At 62.2% G+C, this 26,725-nt stretch carries 18 protein-coding genes and 2 tRNA genes; 16 read left to right on the forward strand and 4 right to left on the reverse strand.

Going from position 1 to position 26,725, the window contains the following annotated elements; all coding sequences use genetic code 11:
• The first annotated feature begins 16 nt into the window (after positions 1-16).
• Together AB5Y98_RS05965 and AB5Y98_RS05970 are read left to right on the forward strand one after the other, a co-directional pair.
• A tRNA-Met gene (locus tag AB5Y98_RS05965) sits at positions 17-93 on the forward strand.
• Positions 94-101: 8 nt separating this feature from the next.
• A tRNA-Leu gene (locus AB5Y98_RS05970) sits at positions 102-185 on the forward strand.
• A 233-nt stretch (positions 186-418) separates the two neighbouring features.
• Here the strand turns inward: AB5Y98_RS05970 and AB5Y98_RS05975 are convergent.
• The gene (locus AB5Y98_RS05975; RefSeq protein WP_042007000.1) at positions 419-2,251 is read right to left on the reverse strand and encodes an SLC13 family permease; all 1,833 of its coding nucleotides are present in this window, start codon (positions 2,249-2,251) and stop codon (positions 419-421) included.
• Positions 2,252-2,514: 263 nt separating this feature from the next.
• On the opposite strand from AB5Y98_RS05975, the gene pnuC reads away from it, so the two are divergent.
• From pnuC to AB5Y98_RS06005, 6 genes are all read left to right on the forward strand, one after another.
• Positions 2,515-3,237 (forward strand): nicotinamide riboside transporter PnuC, encoded by a 723-nt coding sequence (pnuC, locus tag AB5Y98_RS05980; protein WP_010633219.1) that lies wholly within the window; start codon positions 2,515-2,517, stop codon positions 3,235-3,237.
• Positions 3,234-3,959 (forward strand): nucleoside phosphorylase, encoded by a 726-nt coding sequence (locus AB5Y98_RS05985; RefSeq protein WP_368231514.1) that lies wholly within the window; start codon positions 3,234-3,236, stop codon positions 3,957-3,959. The genes pnuC and AB5Y98_RS05985 overlap by 4 nt, the downstream gene beginning before the upstream one ends.
• A 127-nt stretch (positions 3,960-4,086) precedes the next feature.
• Positions 4,087-4,758 (forward strand): Crp/Fnr family transcriptional regulator, encoded by a 672-nt coding sequence (locus AB5Y98_RS05990; protein ID WP_336288884.1) that lies wholly within the window; start codon positions 4,087-4,089, stop codon positions 4,756-4,758.
• Positions 4,759-4,801: 43 nt separating this feature from the next.
• Positions 4,802-5,122, forward strand: coding sequence for a N(4)-acetylcytidine aminohydrolase (gene yqfB / locus AB5Y98_RS05995; protein WP_368231515.1), 321 nt, complete (start codon positions 4,802-4,804; stop codon positions 5,120-5,122).
• A 237-nt stretch (positions 5,123-5,359) separates the two neighbouring features.
• Positions 5,360-6,109 carry a DUF1266 domain-containing protein gene (locus AB5Y98_RS06000; RefSeq protein WP_368231516.1) on the forward strand — a complete coding sequence of 250 codons (750 nt, stop codon included), beginning with the start codon at positions 5,360-5,362 and terminating at the stop codon, positions 6,107-6,109.
• A gap of 3 nt (positions 6,110-6,112) precedes the next feature.
• Positions 6,113-8,884, forward strand: coding sequence for a J domain-containing protein (locus AB5Y98_RS06005; RefSeq protein WP_368231517.1), 2,772 nt, complete (start codon positions 6,113-6,115; stop codon positions 8,882-8,884).
• Positions 8,885-8,888: 4 nt separating this feature from the next.
• Here the strand turns inward: AB5Y98_RS06005 and AB5Y98_RS06010 are convergent, their stop codons facing one another.
• Complete coding sequence (locus AB5Y98_RS06010) at positions 8,889-10,562, reverse strand: Hsp70 family protein (RefSeq protein WP_368231518.1); 1,674 nt, start codon at positions 10,560-10,562, stop codon at positions 8,889-8,891.
• A 187-nt stretch (positions 10,563-10,749) separates the two neighbouring features.
• On the opposite strand from AB5Y98_RS06010, the gene AB5Y98_RS06015 reads away from it, so the two are divergent.
• From AB5Y98_RS06015 to AB5Y98_RS06035, 5 genes are all read left to right on the forward strand, one after another.
• A complete protein-coding gene (locus tag AB5Y98_RS06015; protein WP_005298442.1) occupies positions 10,750-11,151 on the forward strand; it encodes a DUF1622 domain-containing protein in 402 nt (133 codons plus the stop codon).
• Positions 11,152-11,349: 198 nt separating this feature from the next.
• On the forward strand, positions 11,350-12,975 hold the full coding sequence (locus AB5Y98_RS06020; RefSeq protein ID WP_368231519.1) for an alpha-glucosidase: 1,626 nt from the start codon (positions 11,350-11,352) through the stop codon (positions 12,973-12,975).
• Positions 12,976-13,394: 419 nt separating this feature from the next.
• Positions 13,395-15,185: a hypothetical protein gene (locus AB5Y98_RS06025; RefSeq protein ID WP_368231520.1), complete on the forward strand. Its 1,791-nt coding sequence runs from the start codon at positions 13,395-13,397 to the stop codon at positions 15,183-15,185.
• Between the two features lie 356 nt (positions 15,186-15,541).
• Positions 15,542-17,089: an ABC-F family ATP-binding cassette domain-containing protein gene (locus AB5Y98_RS06030; RefSeq protein WP_368231521.1), complete on the forward strand. Its 1,548-nt coding sequence runs from the start codon at positions 15,542-15,544 to the stop codon at positions 17,087-17,089.
• Positions 17,090-17,101: 12 nt separating this feature from the next.
• A complete protein-coding gene (locus tag AB5Y98_RS06035) occupies positions 17,102-18,241 on the forward strand; it encodes an MFS transporter (protein ID WP_368231522.1) in 1,140 nt (379 codons plus the stop codon).
• A 128-nt stretch (positions 18,242-18,369) separates the two neighbouring features.
• Here the strand turns inward: AB5Y98_RS06035 and AB5Y98_RS06040 are convergent, their stop codons facing one another.
• Both AB5Y98_RS06040 and AB5Y98_RS06045 read right to left on the reverse strand, forming a co-directional pair.
• A complete protein-coding gene (locus tag AB5Y98_RS06040) occupies positions 18,370-19,779 on the reverse strand; it encodes a PLP-dependent aminotransferase family protein (protein ID WP_368231523.1) in 1,410 nt (469 codons plus the stop codon).
• Positions 19,780-19,949: 170 nt separating this feature from the next.
• The gene (locus AB5Y98_RS06045) at positions 19,950-20,276 is read right to left on the reverse strand and encodes a hypothetical protein (RefSeq protein ID WP_054544311.1); all 327 of its coding nucleotides are present in this window, start codon (positions 20,274-20,276) and stop codon (positions 19,950-19,952) included.
• 509 nt (positions 20,277-20,785) lie between these two features.
• On the opposite strand from AB5Y98_RS06045, the gene AB5Y98_RS06050 reads away from it, so the two are divergent.
• The 3 genes from AB5Y98_RS06050 (at position 20,786) to nifJ (ending at position 26,681) form a co-directional block, all read left to right on the forward strand.
• Positions 20,786-21,811: a hypothetical protein gene (locus AB5Y98_RS06050; RefSeq protein WP_368231524.1), complete on the forward strand. Its 1,026-nt coding sequence runs from the start codon at positions 20,786-20,788 to the stop codon at positions 21,809-21,811.
• Positions 21,812-21,963: 152 nt separating this feature from the next.
• Positions 21,964-22,734 carry a substrate-binding domain-containing protein gene (locus AB5Y98_RS06055; protein ID WP_368231525.1) on the forward strand — a complete coding sequence of 257 codons (771 nt, stop codon included), beginning with the start codon at positions 21,964-21,966 and terminating at the stop codon, positions 22,732-22,734.
• Between the two features lie 413 nt (positions 22,735-23,147).
• Positions 23,148-26,681 (forward strand): pyruvate:ferredoxin (flavodoxin) oxidoreductase, encoded by a 3,534-nt coding sequence (gene nifJ, locus AB5Y98_RS06060; protein ID WP_368231589.1) that lies wholly within the window; start codon positions 23,148-23,150, stop codon positions 26,679-26,681.
• Positions 26,682-26,725: the final 44 nt, after the last annotated feature.

Raw genomic sequence — 26,725 nt, forward strand, 5'->3', positions numbered from 1 at the left:
GTGGTTGACAACAAACGGCTATGTAGCTCAGTTGGTTAGAGCATCGCACTCATAATGCGGGGGTCACAGGTTCGAATCCCGTCATAGCCACCATTACTCTTGCGGAAGTGGCGAAATTGGTAGACGCACCAGATTTAGGTTCTGGCGCCCTAGGCGTGAGAGTTCGAGTCTCTCCTTCCGCACCATCGAAAGCAGTACCAAACAGACCAGCCCAGGCTGGTTTTTTTGTATCCGGCGTTTGCCACTCTTCTCCCCCTCTCCATGCCATTGCACCTCTGCAACCCCTCCCATAGCTGGGCCTTGTGCTCTCCTCTGCGACGGCGCTCATGCCCGGCTTTCGCTTAATGCCGTCCTTTTCATGTCAGATTACTGCGGGCAATAAAAAGGCGGCCCGCAGGCCGCCATGTCACGTGTGTCGTCAGAACGGGAAGAACCAGGGGATGGCGATGACGCTCACCACCATCACCAGCGCCGTGAAGGGCACGCCGATGCGCACGAAATCCACGAACTTGTAGTTGCCGGGGCCCAGCACCAGGGTGTTGACCGGCGAGGAGACCGGCGTCATGAAGGCCGCCGAGGCGGCAATGGCGATGGTCATGGCAAACGGATAGGGCGAGACCCCCATCTGCTGGGCCGTGCCGAGCGCGATCGGGGCCATCAGTACCGCCGTCGCGGTGTTGGAGATGAACAGCCCGATGATGGCGCACAGGGCGAACAGACTGGCCAGCATCACCCGCGGCCCCATCTCCCCCACCGCCGAGATCAGCGCGCCGACGATGAGATCCACCCCGCCGGTCTTTTGCAGCGCGAGCGCAAAGGGCAGCATGCCGACGATGAGGATCAGGGTCGGCCAGTGGATGGACTTGTAGGCGCTCTCCATGTCGATGCAGCGAAACTTGCCCATCAGCAGGCAGGCGATCAGCGCCGCTATCACGTTGGGCACGGGATCCGTCACCATCAGCACTATCATGACCCCGAGCGCGATCAGGGCGTGAATGGCCTGACTGCGGGCCGGCGCCATCTCGTCCACCTCCGCCGGCAGCCCCAGCAAGAGAAAGTCACGGCTGTGGGTCTGCAGCAGGCGGATCAAGCTCCAGTTGCCCACCACCAGCAGGGTATCCCCCATCTGCAGCGCCTCGTCCACCAGCTTGCCGCCAAGCGCCTCGCCGGCGCGGCGGATCCCCACCACGTTGAGGCCATAGTGGGAGCGAAACGCCACTTCGCGGATGCTCTTGCCGAGCAGACGGGATTCGGGGATGAGCGACACCTCCGCCATGCCCACCTCCCGCGCCTGATCGGAAAAATACTCCCCGCGCAGGATCATGGGTTCGAGCCGCGCCTCGCTGCAGAACTCCCGCACGTCCGCATCGGGGTCGGACATGTCGATGAGCAGCACATCCTTGGCCTGGAACTCGGTGACGCCAGAGACGGTCACCATCACCCGCCGGAACTTGCGCCAGCGCTCCACCCCGATGACATTGGCCCCGTAGCGGGCCCGCAACTGCAGCTCGTCCAGGGTCTGGCCGATCAGGGGGGAATCGGGCCGCAATGCCAGCCGGCGCGCCCGCCCGGCCAGCCGATAGTCGCGAATGAGATCGCGCATGGTGCTGCGTCCGCTCTGCTTGTGCTTGCCCTCCTCCTCGCTACGTACCAGAGAGGTGCGCATCAGCAGCATGTAGAGGATCCCCATCCCCAGGATGATGACCCCCATGGGGGTGAAGCCGAAGAAGCCGAAGCCGTGGATGTCGTGGCGCATCAGCTCGCTGTTGACCACCATGTTGGGCGGCGTCGCCACCAGGGTCATCATGCCGCTGATGAGGCCGGCAAAGCCGAGCGGCATCATCAGCCGACCGGCCGGGATCCCCATCCGGTTCGCCACGCTCAGTACCACAGGGATGAAGATGGCCACCACCCCTGTGCTGCTCATCACGGCCCCTAGCAGGGCGACCGCCACCATCAGCAGCACCAGCAATCGGGTCTCGCTGCTGCCGGCCACCTTCACCAGTGCGTCCCCCACCTGATAGGCGATGCCGGTGCGCACCAGCCCCTCCCCCACCACGAACAGGGCGGCGATCAGGATGACGTTGGGATCGCTGAACCCCGCCAGCGCCTGTGGCAGGGTCAGGGTGCCGCTCAGCACGAACAAGATGATGATCAGCAAGGCAACCACGTCCATGCGGACCCTGTTGCTCACAAACAGATAAATGGCGCCCACCAGCATGCAGAGGACCCAGACCAGCTCGGAATTCACGCTCGCTCCTTTCGTTCAACACCACCCCGACTGCAACGGGGGGATTCCATCAGACCACAGCCCATTCATCCCCATTTTGTGACATGTCAATAAAGGGCAGGGCATCATCGCATATCGGGGTGTCATCGGGGGCCTAAAGTTGCTTGCGGTTTGTCCATTATTTGAGGTGGCTCGGCCCTGCACGGACAAAAGTCCTGCAAAGCCCCCCACGCCGCCCCTAGAATAGGCCCGGTTCACTCCCCCTATTTTCCAAGGAAATGAAAATGAGCATATTCGAGTGGTTCAGCATCAATCACACCCTGGTGACCATACCGCTGGGCGGTGGCTACGCCATGTCGTGGATCGAAGCCGTCGGCACCCTGTTCGGACTGGCCTGCATCTGGTGCGCCAGCCAGGAGAAGACCATCAACTACCTGTTCGGGCTCATCAACGTCAGCCTGTTCGCCATCATCTTCTTCCAGATCCAGCTCTACGGCTTGTTGCTGCTGCAGCTGTTCTTCTTCTGCGCCAACCTCTATGGCTGGTACGCCTGGACCCGGCCGGCCAACGCCCAGGGGGACACCCTGCAGATCCGCTGGCTCAGCAAGTCCAAGCTCGTCGCCACCGCCGCCGTGAGCGTGCTGGCCATCGCCCTGCTGACCCTCTATATCGACCCGGTCTTCGCCGCCCTGGCACGCACCTCGGTCGCCCTGCTCAACCTGTTTGGCGCCAACCTCGCCACGCCCGAGCCCTCCCCCGATGCCTTCCCCTTCTGGGATGCCAGCATGACGGTGCTCTCCGTGGTGGCCCAGATCCTGATGACCCGCAAGTACGTGGAGAACTGGATCCTCTGGGTGGTCATCAACATCATCAGCATCGGCGTCTATGCCGCCCAGGGGGTCTATGCCATGTCCCTTGAGTACCTGATCCTGCTGTTCATCGCCGCCAACGGCACACGCCTGTGGATGGTCAGCGCCAAACGTCCGCAACAGGAAGTAATCGCATGAGCCTGCTGCCCCATCTGCAATGCCGCCCGGACCAGATCGCCGAACGGGTGGTGCTGTGCGGCGACCCGGCCCGGGTCGACCGCATTGCCGGCCAGCTCGATGAGTGTGATGTGCTGGGCCAGCACCGGGAGTTTCGCCTGATCAACGGTCGCTACCAAGGGCTGCCCGTCACGGTGTGCAGCACCGGCATCGGTGGCGCCTCCGCCGTCATCGCACTGGAGGAGCTGGTGCAGGCGGGCGCCCGCTCCCTCATCCGGGTCGGTTCCGCCGGCGCCCTGCAGCATGAGGTCGCGCTGGGGGATCTTATCGTGGTGGAGGGAGCGGTGCGCAGCGAAGGCGCCTCGCAGGCCTACCTGCCCCCCGAGTACCCCGCCTGCGCCGATATCCGCCTGCAGGCTGCCCTGCTCGCCCATCTCGGCGCCAGCGGCCAGCCTCACTGGCACGGTCTGGTGCGATCCCACGACAGCTTCTATCGGGATGACGAGCAGGAAGTGTGTCGCTACTGGCACGCCCGCGGGGTGCTCGGGGCGGACATGGAGACCGCCTCCCTGCTCGCCGTGGGGCGCCTGCGCAAGGTGCGGGTAGCCGCCGTGCTCTGCAACGTGGTGGCCTTCGAGCAGGACGTGCAAGCGGGGGTGAGCGACTATGCAGCCAGCGAAGCCGCCATGATGACCGGCGAGCAGCTGGCCATCGCCGCGGCCCTCCACGCCCTGACCCAATAGAGCGGGTCTGCCGGGGCCGCAACGGTCCCGGCAAAACGTTAAGCCCGGCACATTCGGGGGCACCAGCGCTGGCATCCTGCCCCCGCTCTTGCTAGCCTCATGACCCTCGTCAAGCCGGGCCTTCCCCATGCAGCAACAACCCTATCCGCTCGGTCGCTTTCACGCCGAGCTTGCCGCACTCGAACCGCGCTTTGCCGCGGCGCTGACGGCCTGCACCCTCTATTCTCGCCGCTACCTGCCGGGCGAGCCCATCATGCGCCAGGGGGAGCAGTGCGAGCACCTCTATCTGGTGGCGCAGGGCCGCATTTCCCTCAACAGTGCGGTGCACTCGGGGCGACTGTTTCAACTCGGCGAAATCGAGTGCCATAGCCAGATCTTCGGCGAGATGGAGTTCTTCAGCGCCACCCCGGTGCAGTGGAGCGTGGTGGCCGAGACCGAGCTGGACGCCGCCGTCATCTGCGCCGATAAGCTGGCCAAGCGGCTGCTGGCCGAGCCCGAGCTGACCCTCTTCTTCGCCGCGGCACTCGCCAGCGACTATCTGGATACCCTGGACATCACCACCAGCCGGCTGCTGCATCCCATCGCCTACAACATCGCCTTCGAGCTGTGGCGCGAGCGCCAGCGCACCCCCATGCTCGGCTCGCGCAAGCGGGCCCACGAGGCGGCACGCTTCGGTACCACCGAGCGGGTCTACCGGCGCGCCCTCAAGGAGCTGATCGAACAGGGCATCGTCGCCGATGGCCCCGACGGTCCCGTCATCGCCGATCTGGCCAGGCTGCGCGCCTATCTCGACCTTTGATTTCCATTCACCCCATTTCGATTCATCCTGTCAGGAGAGAGCCATGTCGACCCATCCCGAGTTCACCTTCTTCAGCCGCTTCGTCGCCGACATCCAGGCCGGCCGCAAGACCATCACCATCCGCGACGAGAGCGAGGCCAACTGGCAACCCGGCCAATGTCTGGCCCTGTTCACCAACCCGGAGCACCAGCCCTTTGGCATCATAGAGGTGCTGTCGGTCAAGGCAGTCGCCTTCGATGAACTGAATGACGAGCACGCCCGCCAGGAGAACATGACCCTGCCCGAGCTCAAACAGGTGATCCGTGACATCTACCCCACCCTGCCGACGCTCTATGTCATTGGATTCAAATTCGTTGGGATGTAAATACCAACTAACAACCATGACTCATACGTTAGTGGCAGAAATAACTGCGTCCGCGAAGATATCTAAATTCACCTATATCAAGATGCCTTTATGTAAGGCCTAGGAAGTAGGGTTGCCGCCTTAGTGCTCACTGTGTCTACATTGCTGACTCGTGAACTGCAAACCAGCCGCAATTGCATCCTTTCTCTTGCAACCTTATAGTCTACAACCTGTTCCAATCGCAGCTTTTCCAAGACTATGCTAGACAATGCGGCCCTTGCCCCCCACGAGAAGTGGTGGCTGACCCTCACTTCGCCCCAAATCGCTTTTCAGAAAGAGTGGCGCGAATACCTAAAACCCACCTCGCTGCGGGAAGGTCTTGTCGATCCCTCCACTCTCGCAGAAGACTGGAATATCGAGAACCGCCTCGATCTGCACCGACAGATCCGCGAGCTGGCATATGGCGAGTGCCACGGGCACCTCATGCTGGAAGAGTACGCCTCCTTTCATTGCATGCAGCGGAGCCAATGGCAGACGCAACGCGATAATGCGTCGACCACACACAGGCGAGCCTCGCTCGATTTCGTAGCCCGCACTGCGCCCTATATTGGCGCCCACGGTATACAGGCCTGGGACTATGGTCGCGCCTCTTACCTCACTCGTGAAGGGCTGCGTTATGGCTGGGTCAGTGAAGAGGAGTTTTGCTTCATCCACAATCAGCTCGCCTATCAGGCACGGCGGCGCTACAAGTCTTGGCTGCAATACACTCAGGCATGGTATGCCGGTCGCTGTCTCTGGCGGTACAGCCACGAGGACGATGATCCGGAACAGGCAGCACATGAGCTGCTGTACGGCTGGATAGCCAAGCAGATGCGTTCAATGCTGGCCGATGCGCTTCAGGATCCCGAAAACCCAATCCACGGACAGAGCTGGTATGACGTACCGTTGCCGGATATCGAGCAACCCCAGAGCCTAATTGACCTCTTAAATAGCGAGCCGCAGGAATAAATAATGGATATCTGGCAACGACTCGGGATCAAAGAGACCGACGATCTGGCCGCAATCAAGCGTGCCTACCACATCAAGCTGCGTGACTGCCATCCGGAGGATGACCCGGAGGGATTCCGCCTGCTGCGTGAAGCCTATGAAGAAGCCAGCCACCCACGCCCGACGATGAATGACTCCACCAAGCTACCGGTCGAGCTGGTACGTCCAGCCGCAGCCCCCGAACTCACAAATCTGCTTGCGCTGCTGGGCGATGCCAGCCGACGATTTGTGTCCGACGAGTGGGACAAGTGGCTGGCGTCACTGCAATCGCTCTCGCTGGTGCAGCAAAGCCAGCTGTCGGACGAAGTATTACAACATATCTTCGAATGGCAATGGTTGCCCTCTCCCTTAATCGAGCGGCTATGGCAAGCACTTGACTGGGCGGCACTGCTGCGCCGCAGCGGTGATATCCAGAAAAAAGGCGAATTTCTCGATTGGTGGCGCAAGGCGCCTGTTCCGGCACCGCTGGAGTGGCTTGCCACTCTCGACCATGCTCGCCAGCGTGCAGTAATGTCCTTTTATCAACCACTGCTACTTTCGCTGGAGGCTGGCGACCGCAACAGTGTGCTGGGGATCATCTATCACTACGCCATACCGATCGTCGGCGATCACCCGGCTCTATTACGCCTGCAACTGCGAGCCCTACGTGCAGCCGGTGACGACGGCGATATCACCCACCGCCTCTCACTCACCCTCTCCCTGCTCGAACAAGAGCAACTAGATGAGGATGACTGGGATTTGCTCTCCGACTCAGCCCTGCGTTGTGGCAAGGAACAACTGGTGATGCAGGTAGCCAAGGCCTTGGAAGAGCGAGAACACGAAGCGTTGCTCGCCAACCACCTCATCCACTGGTACATCAACAGCGACCAGGAGCTGGCACGTTGGCTACAAGCCCTGGCCCGTTCCAGTCACTGGCCCACGACACGCAGCGCTTTCTGGGAGCCGCAGTGGCTGATGCTGCCATGGCAACAATCCAACCCAATGGAGGAGTGGTTGCATGATCAGATGCTGGACATTGGCGAGGTACCACTCACCACGCTAGCGCTAGAGTCGATGCCTGGCGTTCGCGGTGCGCTGGCACGCCTCTGGTGGAGCAGTGAATTTGGTACTTGGTCATCATTGGAAACTGCGCTTGCCCAACCCGAACTAGCCGACGCCGAAGGCGGCTGGCAATTTGTTTCCCGTCTCTTGCAACGCCATGCTCGCCGCAAGCTGGCCGAGCGCCCCGAGTTACCACTACTGGACGTGCTGTTCGATCAATATGGCAATGATGACTGGCTGAACATCACGCCACCCAATGCTGCACAGATTGCCTGTGCATCTCCGGAGCAGTGGATCTCCTGCCTGCGCCGCTATCCGCTGATGCCGGATGAGTGGTTCAATGCAGTAGTTCAGCGCGCCAATGACGAAGGGTGGCAAGAGCAAATCATCCAAGGGCTGCATCTTGGAGCTCGCCTCTCCCACCAACGCATTCACTGCAACACACGTCTTGGCGATGCTTGGCATGGTGAGGGATGGAGCGGCTGTTTTCGCTGGGCACAATTCTATTACGCCTATGCCTGGACGCCGAGACAACACCTTGACGCAGTACGTTGCGCCATGGGCAGACTGCCGCCCAATCAGGATGACACTCCGCTTTCCACCGTCCTGCGCCTCTCAGCTCAGCCCACCGTCTATCAGGCTGCCATCGTTACTGCATGTGCTCGCTGGCCAGAGCAATATATGCTGTCGCAAGAGCTTCGCAACCAGACCGATCTGCTACGTAGATCCGAAGTGAGCGATCAGTCGCTGCTAGAGCGAGCCAAAGAGAGTGAATTACCGGCTCTCGCGGCCCTGATCGGCCGACGTCTTGATAACGATCCGGATCTCGCCAGCACCATAGTGTTGTGGAACCTGCTGCTTTGCCACAAGGAGAGCAATAACGCCTACAGCTATCTGCTCACCCCCCTGCACGAGCGGCTGATGGCTCTGCGCAGCGCGCAGGGGTTCGATTTAGACTTTTACCCTTATACCGAGGAGTCGCTGATTTATGCCTATTTGTGGCAGAGCCGCGAACACTTCCCTACGCTGGATTCACTGGAGCGCAGCACTCCAGATACCGTATCAGCCAAGTTTGTCTATCCGATCTGTTACGGGCTCGGCATGCTGGCACACGACTTCAGCGAGCAGGGGTTTCAGGCCAGACAACTAGACCCCATCTACAAGCAGCAGGCCGATCTCACCCAGCCACAACAGGAGGCCGTATCTCTGCTGTTGGTGTATCTGGAGGATAAGCTGAACGATCAGCTGGAGCACGATCGGCACCACGCGAAGCAACGCTTTAGGATGCACAGCGGAGCGCAACTGCTGTTTGTCAGCGTGCTAACCGCCATCCTGCCCTACTTCGTGTTTCCACTGGAACCGTCCGTGATCGAGGTTCTCACTTCCGGCTCTCCATACTGGGCCGATTATTATTCGCTCGGCCAAGATATGATAGGAATGCTGTTCCTGAACCTCTATCTGATGTGGCACATCTGTCGGGCCCAGACATGTCAGCGTACCACTCGAAATTACCTGAGCTGGAGTCTGATCTGGATAGCCCTCGCGTTCTACATCAACAGCGCCTGGCTGGCCGTTCCGCTATGGCTCGGCCACCTCTATATGAGCCTTCGCATAAGGCCTGGTGCGCTACGCCGGGGATGGCCAAGGGAATTCTACCAGCAGGGCAGGATGTCGCTTGGCGACATCCTCGACTAGCACACTAGTGCCACTGCTTGAGCAGGCCATTCATCTCCTCTCGAAATGAACGGATGAGCTGCGGGTCCTGGCTGGCCAGGACCCGTTCAAACTGCAGCAACCACTGTTCTACCTGTTGCCGCTCGTCACCAAGGCTCTCTTCGTAGAGCTGCGCCAGCCGCTCGCTCAAGGTCAAATTAGGCAGTGCATCGCGCGGATGATACTTGAGGCGAGCCAACCGCTCGCGGCTCTCCCGCTTTCCCTCCTCGGTTACGCCGGCCGGACTTCTGTCGATCACCTTTTGGAACTGCTCTCCGGTACCAGCGAGGGTTACATCCACCTCCAGCATGCCGTTGATGTCGTAACTAAAACGCACGTCCACCTGCTGAATCCCCTTGCCGGTCGGCAGCGGAATCTCGAGATCATCTATGTGCAGGTTTTCCCGCACCCAGAAGCGCTCACCCTGATAGATGCTGATGCATACCGCTTTTTGCTGCTCATGTGCGCTGTGATAGCGTTCGACTCGCGAAGCCGGCACCACAGTATTGCGTTCGAGAATTGGGCTGAACACACCGACCTGATCGCCCTGAGTGACCGCAATCCCGAGGGTAAAGGGGCAAACATCGGTCATGATAAGCTCGTCGACCGCGCTGTCGCGCAGACGGCAGGCAGCCTGAATGGCGGCCCCCATTGCCACTACCCGATCCGGATCCAACTCGTGACGGCCGAATCGTCCCAGCAGACGCACTGCAGTTTGCTGCACTTCGCTCTGGCGGCTCGCTCCACCGACAAAAATAAGCTCATCTACCTCCTCTGGACGCAAGCGCGCATCTGAGAGTGCCTGGCTGAGCGGTTTACGCAGGCGACTGAGCGTCTCGCGCCAGATGCCGGCCAAATCGAACTCGGAGAAAGTCAGGGTGCGGTTCAACTCACCACCAAGCTCTACGACCAGACCAGTGCCACTGCGATGACGCTTGGCTCGCTCACACGCCAGATAGACTTGGCCGAGCTGCGCCAGTGGCATGTCACTACGGTCGGTACCCAGCAGATCCAGTACCGCATCAACCAGATCCTGAGTAAAATCCTCGCCACCGAGTCGATTGTCACCAGCCGAGGCGCGCACTTCCATGATGTTGTCCTGATACTCCACCACGGTTACATCGAAGGTACCGCCCCCCAGATCAAACACCAGGAAACGGCGACTATGCTGCTCGTGCAGGCTGTAGGCCATGGCTGCGGCGGTCGGTTCATTGATAAGGCGCACCGCATCAAGCCCGGCCAACTCGGCAGCCAGCCGCACTTGTTTACGCTGTTGATCGCCAAAGTAAGCAGGCACAGAGATAACCACCTCACACACCGGGTGACCAAGCCATGCTTCCGCATCTGACTTCAGACTACCAAGCACTAGCGCGCACAACTCGGTCGGGGTGTACTGATCCTTGCCCAGTCGGTAACGCCGCTCGCTGCCGAGAAAACGCTTGAAGTGGGAGGCGGTATTCGCCGGATCGCTCAACAAGCGTGTGGCCGCCGCCTGGCCCACCAGCAGGGTATTGTCCTCACCGATGCAGACGATCGACGGAGTCAGATCTTCACCATGGGCATTGGGAATGAGACAAGCTTTGCCATCTTGCCATACAGCAATCGCACTGTTGGTTGTACCCAGATCAATACCAATCGCAGAGTTCCGCGTCTGCATCATCAAATGCCTCGTAACTATTTAACTAGATGAAAGAGCGAGGATTGTGCGGTGCATACAAAAAGTGGTCAAGTGGAGCCCAACTTTGAATCATCCGCTCATCTCACCCACAGGCCATAAGTGACTTCAATTGGTCTTTGCCGAGCGATGTGTTAATAGTGTCCTCTTTTGAATCAGGGAGGTGACCCGAGTGTTTGAGATAGCGAGCCTGCGAGAGGGCATGATGCACGGGGTCGAGCTGTTCCAGCTGCTGCTGGAGATCATCTCCATCGCCTGTGTGGTGATAGGGTTGGGCAAGACCCTCTGGCTGGCGGCGCGGGTGCGGGATCACGAGCCCGGCTTTCCCCATATCCGGCTCTGTTTCGGCAGCTGGCTCATTCTGGCGCTGGAGTTCCAGCTCGCCGCCGACATCCTGGCCACCACGGTGGCGCCGAGCAAGGAGGAGCTCATTCGTCTCGCCATCATCGCGGTGATCCGCACCTTCCTGAACTACTTCCTCGGCAAGGAGCTGGAAGCACAAGCGGAACGCCAGCAAGACAAGGCAGAGCGCCAGCTGGAACAGCGCAGCGAGCAGGCCAAGGTCGCCCAATAGCCTGCTTTCCTTGCCCGGCATCCGCGCTGGGTACCGTGCCATCCCGACCCCCGTGGTTCGGGATGGCCCAGTTGTGACCCTGCCCTCACTTTTGACAATCAGCCACCAATGGAACCCTTTTCAAGGTTTTCCCTGCCCTGTTGACTTCCCGCTCATCTGCGTAAGATAGACATTCTCCTCCCCCAACCGGCCAAGCGGATGAACAGAGAGCCCCTCCCCCTCGACCAGTGCGTCATCTACCAGATCTATCCCATGAGCTTTCAGGACAGTGACGGCGACGGCATGGGCGACATCAACGGCATCCGCCAGCGGCTCGGTTATCTGGCCACCCTGGGGGTCGACATGCTGTGGCTCACTCCCCTCTATCGCTCCCCCAAACGGGACAACGGCTACGACGTGGCGGATTACCGCGCCATTGACCCCGCCTTCGGCACCCTGGCCGAGATGGAGCAGCTGATCGCCGAGGCAGCCGCTCACGGCATCGGCATCATGATGGATATCGTCGCCAACCACACCTCCACCGAACACGCGTGGTTTGTGCAGGCGCTGGCCGGCGATCCCCGCTATCAGGCCTACTACGTGTTTCGCGATCAGGCCTTTGTCGATGCTCACCCCATTACCTCGATTTTTGGCGGCAGCGGCTGGCAGTACGTGCCGGCGCTGAATCGCTACTACCTGCACAACTTCGATGTGAGCCAAGCCGATCTGGACTGGGACAACCCGGTGGTGCGCGCCGAGATGGCAGAGGTGATCCACTTCTGGCTGGGCAAAGGAGTAAAGGGATTTCGCTTCGATGTGATCGACATGGTGAGCAAGGATTGGGACCGGCTTGCCATGAGCAACGGCCCCCGCCTGCACGACTATATCCGCGAGCTCAATGCCGAGAGCTTCGGCGGCCAGGGGATCATCACGGTGGGGGAGACCTGGTCGGCGGATCTTGCCCATATGCAGAACTATTCGAACCCCGATGGCAGCGAGTTCAGCATGGTGTTCAACTTCGAGCACCTGGGGCTCGGCAGTGACAAGTGGACCTCCCGCTTCGACCCCCTCACCTTCAAGCGGGCCATGGCCCGCCACCAGCAGGGGCTCCATGGCCGAGGCTGGAACAGCCTGTTTCTCGGCAACCACGACCTGCCCCGCGCCGTCTCCCGCTTTGGCGATGACAGACCCGAGTGGCGCGAAGTGAGCGCCAAACTGTGGGCCATGGTGCAGCACCTGATGCAGGGCACCCCCTTCATCTATCAGGGGGAGGAGCTCGCCATGACCAATCGTCACTGGCAGCCGGGCGAGCTGCGCGACGTGGAGGCGATCAACTACCGCGCCAGCCAGGCGGGGCTGGACCCTGCCGAGCTGAGTCGGCGCCTCGATGCCATCGGCCGCGACAACGCCCGCACCCCAATGCAGTGGGATGCCGGCCCCCGCGCGGGCTTCAGCACAGCCACCCCCTGGATTGCCCTCAACACCAATCACATCGAGATCAACGCCGCCGAGCAGCTGGCCCGCCCCGATTCGCCGTTTCACTGCTATCGCCAGCTCATCGCCCTGCGCAAGGCGCACCCCGTCATTCGTCACGGCGACTTCGAGTTGCTGGATGGGGATGACCCGGAGCGCATCGGCTATCGCCGCCGCTGGCAGGGTCCGGCGAGCGTAGGGCGGCACACCCTGCTGCTGCTCGCCAACCTCACTGACCACCCCCTGGTCATGCCACACCTTGACCAGCTGGAAGCTGGTGCCACCCTGCTGATCAGCAACTACCCGGGGCAGCCCGCCGCCACCTTTGCCCCCTATCAGGCAGCGGCCTGGCTGCTGCAAGCAAGGGAGTAACGGGCACTCCCTGACTCGGCGCCAGCCTTCGTCAAGGGGGCTGGCCCCTGTGCCTCCCCCTGGTTATTCCCCTCCCGCTGACCTGGCCGACCCGCACCGGCGATTTACTCACTTAAAAACTTCGCATTTAACGGCTCGTACGACACCGCTTTGAAATATCCGACCCGACCTCGCTATCGACAATTGAAATAGTGCAACACCCTGTTTTTGCTGGAAATAAGCAGCATCAAAAAAGACTCGTTTGTCATCAAGTGAATATATTCAACGCGGTTTAGTCTGGGTTAAAAGTCAATTCAGATTTGCGCCCTTGTGGTTCTTGGCGAGCTCCTTATGGTTTCCATCCGAAGCGTGCGGCGCAGCGCCGTACGCCGACGTTCAGGCTTGCGGGCACCAACCCGCCATAACAACAGGACATCATCATGCGCAAAACCGGTGTGGCACTCGCCATCTCCAGCCTCTTCTGGTTCCACTCGGCCATGGCGGCCCCTCTGCTCTTCCCGGACGACCCCGCCCTCACTAACGGCCAGCACTCCCCCGCTCTCGAGCGCAGCTTCCAGCTGGCCCAGGACGATCTGGGCAACCGGATCCACCAGCTCCACCTGCCCCTCCAGACCGAGCCGGAACTGGTGGCGGAGCTGGAGCAGATCGGCAGGGAACAGAGCTTTTCGGTCAGCACCCACGCTGACATGTACGCCTGGACCGAGGACAACATGTGGCTGTCGCGCGATGGCGCCCTCGTCTTCCGTCCCCAGGCGCCGCTGGCCGACAAGGGGCGCTACCACGCCTTCGTCACCGCCCTCACCGAGCAAAGCCCGGAGGCCCAGCAGGAGGGGCACCACAGCCTCGGCAGCCAGGATTCCCAGGGGCTGGATGATTACATGCTCTCCCAGGCCAACAGCTTCGCCGAGGCGCAGGGACACGAGCTCATCCCCACCTTCTCCATCATCGATGGCGGCAACATGCTGACCGGCCAGCGCCCAGACGGTACCCCCTATGCCCTGATCGGTCGCGACGCCCTGCTGCAAACCACCCTGCACCACAGCCGGCTGGATAGCGAGCGCATCGCCACCCGCCAGCAGAAGATGGAACGCGACGGCGAGTTTCGGCTGCAACTCAGCGAAGAGGAGTGGCTGGGCAGCCCCCATACCTTCCAGAAGGGCCATGACACCGAAGTGGACCTCATCCTGCTGGAGGCGGCCAACCTGCTGCCACAGGGGCTCGATGAGCCGCAGCGCCACGCCTTTGCCAGAACCGCGCGCGCCAAAGCCGAGCTGGCTCAGTCCGAGGTGAACTGGGCGACCCGCCAGGCGGCGGAGCAGCGCATGTTTCTGAGCACGCAGCAAGGGGATCGCATCGCCGAGCGCTATCGCGCCATCCACGGCCAACCGCTGCCGGCCTCCTTCGACCTGCTGGCCCAGCTCAAACGGGAGTACGCAGGCCTGGTGGTAACCGCCGGGCTGCACGCCGACTTCGGCGATGAGCAGATATCCGATGCGCTGCAGACGCTGGCGGCCGATGCCGCCACCCTGACCCGGCTTGGCCGCATGCTGCAGGCCGGCGGCTATCAGCGAACTGGGCTGACCGAGGCCGAGCAAGCGCACCAGACCCGCCGCTTCCTCGCCATGATGGCCATCAGCCAGCGCCTGATGGCGCAGGAGCTCAAGGTGGCCGAGCGGGATTTGGTGATCCTGGCCCAGCCCGGTTTCCACCTCGACATGGCCATGCGCCCGCTGGCCGACGGCCGCATCCTCTTCAACGATCACGCCGCCAGCGCGGCACTGATCGAACAGGTGCTGGCCAGCGATGCCACCCTGAGCGACAGCGAGCGGCAGGAACTGGCCAAGAGCGTGACCGACCTACGCCAGCAGGGCGAGCGCTGGCACAAGATCCACGCCCTCATCCATCAGCAACTGCGCGATGCCGGCCTGACCCCCATCGCTACCCCGGGCGCCTTCAGCGTGGGCAAACGGCCGGTGAACTGGATGAACGGCATCATGGGCACCCGTCAGCAGCCCTTCTACATCACCAATGCCGCCAGCATAACCCCCCTCAATCAGGCGTTCGCCGCCTGGTTGCAACGCGAGATGGCCGGACTCACCCCCTATTTCGTGGGGCAGGCTGCCAGCAACCGACGGGACGGCTTGAACCAGGCGGAGGCCCTGCTGCGCGGCAGCGGCGGGCTGGACTGCATCACCCTGCACCACGAGTAGCGCGGGGGTCGCAGATTTGACTCACCGGCAAATTCTGGGTATTTTGCGACCAGAATTTTTGTAGGACTGCTTTTCAATGTTGTACATCCTGTTCAAATGCTCGGTCAGGAGGCTGTGCTCCGTGCACTAACACGATGAAGTGTTGCCCGAAGCCCATCGACTGAATCTTCATCAGCTGCGCGAATGCCCTCTCTTTGGGAGGCTGCCCCGCATCTGATGAAAACAGGAGACACAGGCCGGCGAGATGCTTCATCGCCGGCCTTTTTGTCTCTGCCATTTGGCAGCGTTTCACCTTGCTGAGACGGGGGGCCGGTACGTCGCGTACCTGCCCCCCGTTTTTTATGGATGTTACAACCATGAGTGTGCTCACTATCCACAACCTGACCTACCACATCGGCGACAAGACCCTGTACCAGCAGGCGAGCTTTCGTCTCAACGCCGGCGAGCATGTCTGCCTCACCGGCCACAACGGTGCCGGCAAGAGCACCCTGCTCCAGCTGATCCAGGGGGAGCGCCTGCCAGACGGCGGCGACATCCTCTGGCAGCCCGGCATCAAGGCAGGCTATCTCGACCAGCACGCCGCGCGGGATGGCCACCTCACCCTGCGGGGCTACCTGCAGTCGGTGTTCGCCGATCTCTATGAAGCGGAAGCCGAGATGCTGGCCCTCTACGCCGACCCCGAACTGGGGCCGCGGCAGCTGGCCCGGGCGGCCGATCTGCAGGCGCACCTGGAGAGCCAGGGTTTTTACCAGTTAGATCCGCGCATCGACGAGGTGGCGGCCGGCCTCGGCCTGACCCAGCTCGGGATGCAGACCCTGCTCGCCAATGTCAGCGGCGGCCAGCGCCACAAGGTGATGCTGGCCGGCCTGCTGCTGCGCACGCCGGAGGTGCTGCTGCTCGACGAGCCGACCAACTATCTGGACACGGCTCACGTCGACTGGCTCGCGGGCTACCTGGAGCGCTTCCCCGGCGCCTTCCTGGTGGTCTCCCACGACCGCGCCTTCGTCAATCGCATCGCCACCGCCATCGCCGACATCGACCGCCAGCAGATCCACACCTATCGCGGCAACCTCGACCAGGCGCTGGCCCAGAAGGGCGCCGCCGAGGCGCTGCACGCCCGTCAATACCAGGCCCAGCAGAGGCAGATCGACAGGCTCGAGCAGTTCATCGCCAAGAACGGGGCCGGGGTCAACGCCAGCATCGCCAACGGCCGCAAGAAGCAGCTGGCGCGCATCGAGCGACTGGCGGCCCCCGAGCAGGCCAAACCGGTCACCCTCAGCTTTCGCGCCGCCCAGGGGGGCCAGCCGCAACTGCTGACCGCGAGCGAGCTGGAGATCGGCTACCACCAGCCCCTGCTGGCGCCGCTCAGCCTGCAGCTGCGCCGCGGCGAGAAGGTGGTGATCGCCGGCTTCAACGGCATCGGCAAGTCGACCCTGCTCAACACCCTGACCGGCCGCCTCGCCCCGCTCGCCGGTGAACTGGCCCTGGCCCCCGGCCTCAAGTCGGGTTACTTCGAGCAGGCGTTGCACTGGCCCGACCCCGCGGTCACCCCGCTGGCTCTGGTCAAGGCGGCCGCCCCCGGGCTGGATGACAAGGGGGCCCGCCAGCAGCTGGCGCGCCTTGGCATCGGCGGCAAGCTGGCCATCCAGCCCATCAGTGCCCTGAGCGGCGGCGAGCAGACCCGGGTCAAGCTGTGCCGACTGGCGCTGCAGCCCACTCATCTGCTGATATTGGATGAGCCGACCACCCACCTGGATGCCGGCACCAAGGCCGCCCTGCGCCAGGCCCTGTGCGACTACCCGGGCAGCGTGCTCGCCGTCTGCCACGAGCCGGCCTTTGTGGCCGACTGGCCGGATCGGGTGGTGGACATCCAGCAGTTCGCCGCCGTGTCGACCCAAGCTTAAGGAATAAAAATTATGTTACTGAAAGTACTGCTGTTTTTGATTGCATTTCTGGTCGGGGCCGATGAGCTGATGCTGGGCCCCCTGCTCGCCCCCATCGGCGCCGAGCTGGGGGTCGCCCCGGAACGGGTGACCCTGTTCATCACCGCCTACAGCGTGGCGCTGGCACTCATCGCCCCCCTGCTCGGCGGCCTGTCGGATCGCCACGGCCGGCTGCGGGTGATGCTGCCGGCCTCCCTGCTGTTTGGTGCCGCCTCGGTGGCCACCGGCCTGGTGGCGAACTTCGAGGTTGGGCTGGCGACCCGGGTGATCACCGGGCTGGCCAGCGCTGGCATGCTCCCCATCGCCTTCGCCATGGCGGCGGACGGCGCGCCGGCCGATGCCATGAAGCGCATCGCCTGGGTACAGTCGGGGCTCACCCTCGGCATGATCTCGAGCCCGGCGGTGGGCGCCCTGCTGGCCCAGCTCAGTAGCTGGCGCACCCCCTTCATCGTGCTCGGCCTCTGCGCCTGGGCCGTGGCAGGAGCCTTGGCCTGGCTCACGGTGCGCACGCCGCAAGTGCATGCCAGCGGCACGCACCCCGCGCCGCAGGGCTCGGTACTGGCCATTCCGGGGGCACTCGGTGCCCTGCTTGCCATGGGGTTGGGACTGGGGGGCGGTATCGGCCTGTTCAACCTGGTTGGCCAACACCTGCACGACAGCCAGGGGCTGCCCGTCTGGTCGGTGGGGCTGCTCTACGGCGCCCTTGGCGTGATCAGCGTGGTCGGCAACGTGCTGATGCCGCGCCTGGCCGGCTATGTGGAGAGCGGCCGCCCCCTGATGCGCGGCGCCCTGGTGGTGTGCGCCCTGGTCAGCGCCTTCTTCTACCTCTATCCGGCCGGCAGCCTGGCCAGCCTCGCCCTGCCGCTGGGCCTGTGGGCGCTGGCCGGCGGCATCGGCTCGCCGGCGCTGCAGGGTTACATCGCCCAGCTTGCCCCGGCCCAGCGCGGCATGCTGATGTCGCTGGCCATGACCCTGATGCACCTCGGGGTGGCGCTCTGGTCCGCCGTCGCCGGCTTTGCCTACAGCGCCGGCCCCATGGCTATGGCCCTGCTGGCCCTGCTGCTGTTTGGAGGGGCCATTCTCGCCCTGCGCCCGGTGCGGCTGCCGGGCTGAATACAACAGGCACAATGACAAGAGGGCTCCCGCGGGAGCCCTCTTCATGACCTCTGCCATGTGGCAGACAACGCCTAGTAACTCCTCCTCTTCACAAGCCGAGGAAGTGCATCACCCAAGGATGGCGCTCACTCTGCCGGCCACAGGGACAACAGCTGCTGCACGGCCCGATCGGCCTGCTCTGCGCTGGCAAAGTTGGCAAACCCCATCATCACCCCCCTTTGTTGCGCCGGGTTCATGTACCAGCTACTCAGGGCGTGCAATGCCAGCCCATTGGCTTGGGCGACCTCGACCAGTTGCTGATCCGTCACGCCCCCGGCAACCTGCGCCAGTAGCTGGATCCCGCCAGCCTGCGGCTGCACCCGCAACCGGTCGCCCAGGCGGGTGGCCAAGGCATCGACCAGATAGCCATGCCGCTCGGCATAGACTCTGCGCATCTTGCTCAGGTGACGGGTGAAATGCCCCTGATCCATGAAGTCTGCCAGGGTGGCCTGCAGCACCGGATTACCCGCGCCGGGCAACTGCGCCACCAGCTCGCGAAAACGGGCGACCTGCGCCTCGGGCACCACCAGATAGGCCAGCCTAAGGCCGGGGTAGAGCACCTTGCTGAAGGTCCCCGTGTAGAGCACGCGCCCCTGATGATCCAGGCTCTTGAGAGGAGGCAAGGGCCGGCCGTGGTAGCGAAACTCGCTGTCATAGTCATCTTCGATGATCCAGGCGTGGCGCCGCTCCGCCCACTCCAGCAGCGCCAGTCGACGCGGCAGGCTGAGGGCCACCCCCATCGGGCTCTGGTGAGTGGGGGTGACCACCGCAAACCGGGCCTCGTCGGCGGTTTGCTCACCCTGGCTGACATCCATGCCGTGCATGTCGACGGGCACCGGGTGCAACCGCAGGCCCGCCTGCTGCAAAAACTGGCGCGCATGAAAATAGCCTGGCTCTTCAAACCAGCCCAGATCTCCCGCTCGCAGCAGGGCGCGGCACACCAGATCCAGCGCCCCCCGATAACCAACCGTGATGAATACCTGTTCGTGGCTACAGCGGATCCCCCGTGAAATGCCCAGATAGGTGGCGATGGCGCGGCGCAGGGCCGGGTGCCCGGCCGGATCCGGCGTCACCATCTCCATATTGCGCAGATGCCGGGTGGCAAGCCGGGCCCAGCTCTTGCGCGGGAACAGATCCAGCGCGGGCACACCCAGCTGGAACGGCAGGATGTCGCTGTGAGGGATCCCCTGAACCGGCGCAGGCGCGGCGGCGGGTCGGGGAGAGGGTGGCGCCTCGACGAGCCTGTTCAGCCCGGCGGCAACCACAGTGCCCGCGGCACCGCGGGATATCAGATACCCTTCACCGATCAGCATCTGATAGGCCATTTCAACCGTGCCGCGCGCAAGGTTGAGTTCGCTTGCCAGACTGCGCACCGAGGGCACACGGTCACCGGCGTTCAAGGCTCCGCTCGCGATGGCATGGCAATAACGCTGGTATATCTGCAGATAGAGCGGGGTTGCCTGCTCCCGGCTGAGGTTCAGATCCTGAATGTCCATGAGAGGGGTCCATGAAATATGGCTCTGTATTCTATCACTTCCGTTGTTTATCCATTATCCACTCCTGTTGGCATCACGATAGAAGAGCAGCATGACAATATTGGCTGATAACACCCTGTACCATGAAAACATGGTATATGGCGCCATCACGGGCGTGCCTTGGCTGACCGCTATTTGCTGATCAGCGTCAGCTTGTCAGTGGTAAAGGTGGTCGTACCGTGGCCATCTGTCGTCGATTTTATTTCATCAGCTTCAGCATTGAATTTTTCGGCAGACAAGGTGACCTTGCCAGAATATTCCATGCCATCCTGGCTTTTTCTGACCGAATCGGCAGAGACAGTCACAGACTCATTATCATTTACCTTCAACATGACATTGCCGGTAAATTCCTGAACAGTTCTGCTTTTATCTGCAGATATTTCCATGGCCATGGCCGAGGAGGTAAATAACAGTGAAAGAGACAGCAGCGCCGCCTTATTAACAGTGAACTCGAACACGACACACTCTCCTTGGTATAGCGCTATCAGTTGGCGTATTTTTTATACAAGCCTGCTCAATACGTCAAGATTAAAATCCATCGCCTCCCGCCCGTCTTTATATCACGCTATGGCCGAATTATCTCTGCCAGCCTGCCGGTTGTCGGCAATCAATAAAAGGGAGTCAAAAGAGATCTCATTACTCCCTGTTATCTGTATGGACTACTCCATATGACCATTCTTGTCCCTGTTACCCCTTGGCCGCTTTTTTTATCCTCACATTATCAACCTGGCACTCAGTTAAAGGGGAAATAAAACATATGCATTACCTGACCTCCTTGCTGAGATATTCCCTGGAATAGATTGGCCCACCTCTCGCCGGCCCCGATTGCTGGGAGCCGACACTCGGTCACTGCGGCCCCTCGCTCATGGCGGCATGACGGGTTGCCCCGCGCAGGATATCGCGCCGCGGTTATCTGAATAGACCCGAATCAAGGTGGTTTTCCGCCCTATCAAGCAGGAATATCAGTATGCCCTTACCTTCCAGGATCGCGGACGAGAGCCGCGAGCACATGATGGTGCAGCGCCCTCACTCACTCTGTCTGCTCCCCCCGCTGGCCGCGCTCGGCTATCCGTTTCTGTTAGTGATCTTCAACACATTGGTCGGCCAGAACGGCGCTGCCAGTCTGCTCGGCGCCCTGCTCTCGCTGCTGCTGGCCTTGGCCGTTCCCCTGGCGGGGCTGATCGTCGCCAATCGGCCCGGCATCACCACAGGCATGCGTCGACTGGCCTATCTGAGCGTGGCGGCCCCCAGCCTCTATGTCCTGCTCGGAGTGGTGCAGACGCTGGTCGGCAGCCCGCTGCCCGATGTGCTGGTGTGGTCTCTGTTCTGGGTTGGCGCCATGCTGCTGGGGTGGGAGTCACACCAGACAGTGGCAGCGCAGGCCCGTCCCGTGAGCGGACTGGGACGCTGGCGCGTCGCCCATGGCATCAGCGCGCTGGTGCTCTGTTGCTATGTGATCTTTCATCTGGCCAATCATCTGACCGGGCTGGTCGGCCCCGAGCTTCATGTCCGGGTCATGGCGGCGGGTCGCACCGTCTACCGGGCCGGCGTTGTCGAACCCCTGTTGGTAGCGGCGTTTCTCTTCCAGGCCGGCTCAGGTCTCTATCTTGCCTGGCGCTGGAGCAGTACCCGGCATGGCTGGCTGACCACCTTCCAGATCGCCTCTGGCGTCTATCTGTCGGTGTTCGTGCTAGGGCACATGAACTCGGTGTTCATCTATGCCCGCAGCTTCCTCGGCATACCGACCGACTGGAGTTTTGCCACCGGTGGTGAGGCGGGCCTGCTGATGGATCCCTGGAATATTCGCCTGGTGCCCCACTACACCCTCGGCGTCTTCTTGGTACTGGCGCATCTGCTGGCCGGGTTGCGGGTGGTGCTCGCGGCCCACGGCGTGGCAACGAGCCGCATCAGGCTGCTGTGGTACACCGGACTGGCCGGCTCGGCAACCCTCGCGCTGGCCATCATTGCCGGTATGGTGGGCGTCAGAATATAAGAAAGAAGAGATGTTAAATCATGGCTTGCACGGCTTTAAATAATATTGATGCCTGACCATGAAATATTTCACCGCACATCTCTCGTTGCAATAAATTCGATAAACGACCGGTCCTTTTCGCTTGAACCATCAGTCCAAAAGGAGTGTAGATAATGAAAAAGCATATATTTATGACGGCTTCCGCATTGGTGACCATGCTGACCAGTTATGCCACATTGGCGGACGTCAACTTATATGGCCCCGGCGGGCCGCACACCGCCTTGATCAAGGTGGGCAGCGCCTTTGAAGCGGAGACGGGGATCAAGGTGAACGTCCATTTCGGGCCGCAGGCGACCTGGAATGACGATGCCAGCAAAAACGCCGACATACTGTTCGGCGCCTCCGAGCAATCGGCCCTGGCGATAGCCACCGACCATCAGCAGCAGTTCGACATCAACAAGATTACCCCGCTCTACCTGCGCCCGGCCATCATTCTGGTCAAGAAGGGCAACCCCAAGAATATCAAGGGGCTGGCCGATCTGGCCAAACCGGGTATCGGCATAGTCGTGCCGGAGGGGGCCGGGGTCAGCAACACCTCGGGAACCGGAGTGTGGGAAGACATGATAGGCCGCACCGGTGACATCAAGCTGGTGGCCGATTTTCGAAACAACATAGTGCAGTACACCCTCAACAGCGGCAGTGCCCGCAAGGCGTTTCAGGAAGATCCCAACGTCGATGCCTGGATCACCTGGATTGACTGGGCCAGGAGCAACCCGGACGTGGGCGACGTGGTGGCGATTGAAGAGCAGCTGGTGGTATATCGGGATGTGAACATAGTCCTTAACAAGAATCCGAGCCAGGATGCGGTACCTTTCGCCGAATATTTGAAAGGGGAAAAATCAAAGCAGATTTTTCAGCAGCTGGGCTGGTCCGATAAATTTTAATGACAAGAGAATGATGACCTTCTGATGACTATTATTGCATGCCAGTGCAGGGACGCATTGGCATCTATTCCCCCATAAACAGGATGGTCTGATTCACCAGATATTTATTTTGGCAATGCCGACTCTTGCTTAATAAATATGAAGCCTTAATTCATCGAGCGGATAAATTTGAAGATTGACAATCACAACCGCGAGACATTACTCATATTAACGTTCCATCACATATTTTCTTGCCGCAACATTGATTCACCCCAGCGCAGGATCAGCGAATTCACCGTCACAGGCCAGTGACACAGATTGCCACAAGGAAGGGCACAGCACGCTTTCGCTCCCCCCGGGGCAAGGCCCGGTCTCTTTTGTCGTTTGCGTACCCACGCCGACTGTGCAACCAAGGTTTGAGAATGAAACACGACATGCTAACGACGGACGCCAACAGCGCCGTTGCCTCCGTGGTTTATCGCACCAGCGAAGTGATCGCCATCTATCCCATCACCCCCAGCTCCGCCATGGCCGAGCAGTCGTCGGCCTGGGCGAGCCAGGGCAGTGCCAACCTGTGGGGGGATGTGCCGCGGGTGGTGGAGATGCAGTCGGAGGGGGGCGCCATCGCCACCGTCCACGGTGCCCTGCAGACCGGGGCGCTGGCGACCTCGTTCACCTCCTCCCAGGGGCTGCTGCTGATGATCCCCAACCTCTACAAGCTGGCGGGTCAACTCATCCCCTTCGTGCTGCACGTGGCGGCGCGCACCGTGGCGACCCACGCCCTGTCGATCTTCGGTGACCACTCTGACGTGATGGCGGTGCGCCAGACCGGCTGCGCCCTGCTCTGCGCCAGCAATGTGCAGGAGGCGCAGGACTTCGCCCTCATCTCCCAGGTGGCCAGCCTCAACAGCCGGCTCCCCTTCATCCACTTCTTCGACGGTTTTCGCACCTCCCACGAGATAGCCAAGATAGTACCGCTGGCTGACGACACCCTGCGCGCCCTGCTGCCCGCCGAGGCGATCCGTGCCCATCGGGAGCGAGCGCTGACCCCCGACAAGCCGGTCATTCGCGGCACCGCCGCCAACCCGGACACCTACTTCCAGTGCAGGGAGGCGAGCAACCCCTGGTATGACGAGGGCTATCGCCACGTGAGCGAGGCGATGGACGCCTTCGGCGCGCAGACCGGCCGCCACTACCGGCCGTTCGAATACCTGGGTCACCCAGAGGCCGAGCGGGTGCTGGTGCTGATGGGGTCCGCCATCGGCACCTGTGAGGAGGTGATCGAACACCTGCTGGCCCAAGGGGAGAGGGTGGGGCTGGTGAAGGTGCGCCTCTACCGCCCCTTCTCGGCCAAGCATCTGCTGGCCGCCCTTCCCGCAAGCGCCCGCAAGATAGCGGTGCTGGATCGCACCAAGGAGCCGGGCACCCTGGCCGAGCCCCTCTATCTGGACGTGATGACGGCACTGGCCGAGGCGGTCAGCCGGGGTGAGCGGGTCAGCCTGCCGCGGGTCATCGGCGGGCGCTACGGCCTCTCTTCCAAGGAGTTCGGCCCGGCCTGCGTGCAGGCGGTGTTTGACGAGCTGGCGCTGGCTAACCCGCGCCCGCGCTTTACCGTCGGCATCTTTGACGACATCACCGGCCTCTCCTTGCCGCTGCCGACCTCAGTGCCCCCGGCCAGCCACCTCAAGCTGGAGGCGCTCTTCTACGGCCTTGGCAGCGACGGTACCGTCTCGGCGGCCAAGAACAGCATCAAGATCCTCGGCAACCACACCGAGCTCTATCCCCAGGGCTACTTCGTCTACGACTCCAAGAAGGCGGGTGGCCTCACCGTCTCCCACCTGCGGGTGGGAACGCGGCCGTTGCAGTCGGCCTATCTGGTGGAAGAGGCGGACTTCGTCGGCTGCCACCAGTGGCAATTCATCGATCTCTACCGGATGGCGGAGCGGCTCAAAGCGGGGGGCATCTTCCTGCTCAACAGCCCCTATGGTGCGGCCGAGCTCTGGGGCCGCCTCCCCCTCGAGGTGCAACATGCCCTGCGCGAGAAGGGGGCCCGTCTCTACACCATCAACGCCGCCAAGATTGCCCGCGATTGCCAGCTCGGCCAGCGCATCAACACCGTCATGCAGATGGCCTTCTTCCAGCTCACCGCCATCCTGCCGCTGGATGAGGCCATCCGGCTGCTGAAACAGGCCATCGCCAACAGCTACGGCAGCAAGGGGCAGGCGCTGGTGGAGCGCAACTGGCAGGCCCTCGCTGCCACCTGCGCAGCCCTGACCCAGGTGCACCTCGGCGAGATGGAGGCCGGCAGTCGGCCCCGCCCGCCAGTGGTCTCCCCCAAGGCGCCGGACTTCGTGCAGACCGTCACCGCCGCCATGCTGGCAGGGCTTGGCGACAGCCTGCCGGTCTCCGCCTTCCCGCCGGACGGCACCTGGCCGGTGGGCACCACCCGCTGGGAGAAGCGCAACATCGCCAAGGAGGTGCCCATCTGGCAGGCAGACCTTTGCACCCAGTGCAACTACTGCGTCGCCGCCTGCCCCCACTCCGCCATCCGCGCCAAAGTGGTGGATAAAGAAACGCTAGAGGATGCCCCCGCCACCCTGGATGCGCTGGATGTGAAGGCCCGCGACATGCGCGGCCAGCACTACGTGCTGCAGGTGGCGCCGGAGGATTGCACCGGCTGCAACCTCTGCGTCGAGGTGTGCCCGGCCAAGGATCGTGCCGATCCGAACCGCAGGGCGATCAACATGGAATCGCGGCTGGATCACCTCGAGGCCCAGAAGGCCAACTACGACTTCTTCCTGGACTTGCCCGAGCGCAGCGCCGAGCAGCTGGAGCGCATCGACATCCGCACCTCCCAACTCATCTCGCCGCTGTTCGAATACTCGGGCGCCTGCTCCGGCTGCGGCGAGACCCCCTATATCAAGCTGCTGACCCAGCTCTACGGGGACAGGTTGCTCATCGCCAACGCCACCGGCTGCTCGTCGATTTATGGCGGCAACCTGCCCAGCACACCCTATACCACCAACGCCGACGGGCGTGGCCCGGCCTGGGCCAACTCCCTGTTCGAGGACAACGCCGAATTTGGCTTGGGCTTTCGACTCACCGTGGATCAGCATCGCGAGCGGGTACGCCGCCTGTTGGCGAGCCTGGGGGACGCCGTCCCGGCCGAACTTCAACAGGGGCTGCAGGACGCCAGCCTGCCGGTCGCCGAGCAGCGGGCCCATATCGCGCAGCTGCGCGCCCTGCTGCAGGGGCGCAGCGACGCAGCGGCCCGGGAGCTGGCCCGTGATGCGGACTACCTGGTGGAGAAATCGGTCTGGCTCATCGGCGGCGACGGCTGGGCCTACGACATCGGTTACGGCGGGCTGGATCACGTGCTGAGCCTGGGGGAGAACATCAACGTGCTGGTGCTCGACACCCAGTGCTACTCCAACACCGGCGGCCAGCAGTCCAAGGCCACCCCGCTCGGTGCCATCACCAAGTTTGGCGAGCAGGGCAAGCGCAAGGGGCGCAAGGATCTCGGTGCCAACGTGATGATGTACGGTCACGTCTACGTGGCGCAGATCTCCCTCGGCGCCCAGATGAACCAGACGGTGAAGGCGATTCAGGAGGCGGAGGCCTACCCGGGCCCCTCCCTCATCATCGCCTACAGCCCCTGCGAGGAGCACGGCTACGATCTGGCCCAGAGCCACGAGCAGATGAAGCAGCTGACCGCCACCGGTTTCTGGCCGCTCTACCGCTACGATCCGCGCCGCAAGGAGGAGGGCAAGGCGCCGCTGGCACTGGACTCTCGCGCCCCCAGCGCGTCGCTGGCCGAGACCCTGCAGCAGGAGCCCCGCTTCGAGCGCCTCACCCGCCAGCTGCCGGAGGTGGCCAGCCGGCTCTATGAAGAGGCGCAGGAGGATGCCCATCGCCGCTTCGCCTGGCTGAGCCAGCTGGCCGGCAAGGAGGCATCGGCGCAGGAGTAAGCGCGCAAGTTGCCACCAATAAAGAGGGCTCCCCGCGGGGAGCC

This window comes from Aeromonas sp. s3 (genome assembly GCF_040907805.1).
GTDB classification, from domain to species: domain Bacteria; phylum Pseudomonadota; class Gammaproteobacteria; order Enterobacterales; family Aeromonadaceae; genus Aeromonas; species Aeromonas dhakensis.

What these genes read in the sequence shown, in the direction of transcription:
- pnuC (WP_010633219.1), top strand. Translation starts at nt 2,515, where the DNA reads ATGAGCATATTCGAGTGGTTCAGCATCAATCACACCCTGGTGACCATA.
- AB5Y98_RS05985 (WP_368231514.1), top strand. Translation starts at nt 3,234, where the DNA reads ATGAGCCTGCTGCCCCATCTGCAATGCCGCCCGGACCAGATCGCCGAA.
- AB5Y98_RS05990 (WP_336288884.1), top strand. Translation starts at nt 4,087, where the DNA reads ATGCAGCAACAACCCTATCCGCTCGGTCGCTTTCACGCCGAGCTTGCC.
- yqfB (WP_368231515.1), top strand. Translation starts at nt 4,802, where the DNA reads ATGTCGACCCATCCCGAGTTCACCTTCTTCAGCCGCTTCGTCGCCGAC.
- AB5Y98_RS06000 (WP_368231516.1), top strand. Translation starts at nt 5,360, where the DNA reads ATGCTAGACAATGCGGCCCTTGCCCCCCACGAGAAGTGGTGGCTGACC.
- AB5Y98_RS06005 (WP_368231517.1), top strand. Translation starts at nt 6,113, where the DNA reads ATGGATATCTGGCAACGACTCGGGATCAAAGAGACCGACGATCTGGCC.
- AB5Y98_RS06010 (WP_368231518.1), bottom strand. Translation starts at nt 10,562, where the DNA reads ATGATGCAGACGCGGAACTCTGCGATTGGTATTGATCTGGGTACAACC.
- AB5Y98_RS06020 (WP_368231519.1), top strand. Translation starts at nt 11,350, where the DNA reads ATGAACAGAGAGCCCCTCCCCCTCGACCAGTGCGTCATCTACCAGATC.
- AB5Y98_RS06025 (WP_368231520.1), top strand. Translation starts at nt 13,395, where the DNA reads ATGCGCAAAACCGGTGTGGCACTCGCCATCTCCAGCCTCTTCTGGTTC.
- AB5Y98_RS06030 (WP_368231521.1), top strand. Translation starts at nt 15,542, where the DNA reads ATGAGTGTGCTCACTATCCACAACCTGACCTACCACATCGGCGACAAG.
- AB5Y98_RS06035 (WP_368231522.1), top strand. Translation starts at nt 17,102, where the DNA reads ATGTTACTGAAAGTACTGCTGTTTTTGATTGCATTTCTGGTCGGGGCC.
- AB5Y98_RS06040 (WP_368231523.1), bottom strand. Translation starts at nt 19,779, where the DNA reads ATGGACATTCAGGATCTGAACCTCAGCCGGGAGCAGGCAACCCCGCTC.
- AB5Y98_RS06050 (WP_368231524.1), top strand. Translation starts at nt 20,786, where the DNA reads ATGCCCTTACCTTCCAGGATCGCGGACGAGAGCCGCGAGCACATGATG.
- AB5Y98_RS06055 (WP_368231525.1), top strand. Translation starts at nt 21,964, where the DNA reads ATGAAAAAGCATATATTTATGACGGCTTCCGCATTGGTGACCATGCTG.
- nifJ (WP_368231589.1), top strand. Translation starts at nt 23,148, where the DNA reads ATGCTAACGACGGACGCCAACAGCGCCGTTGCCTCCGTGGTTTATCGC.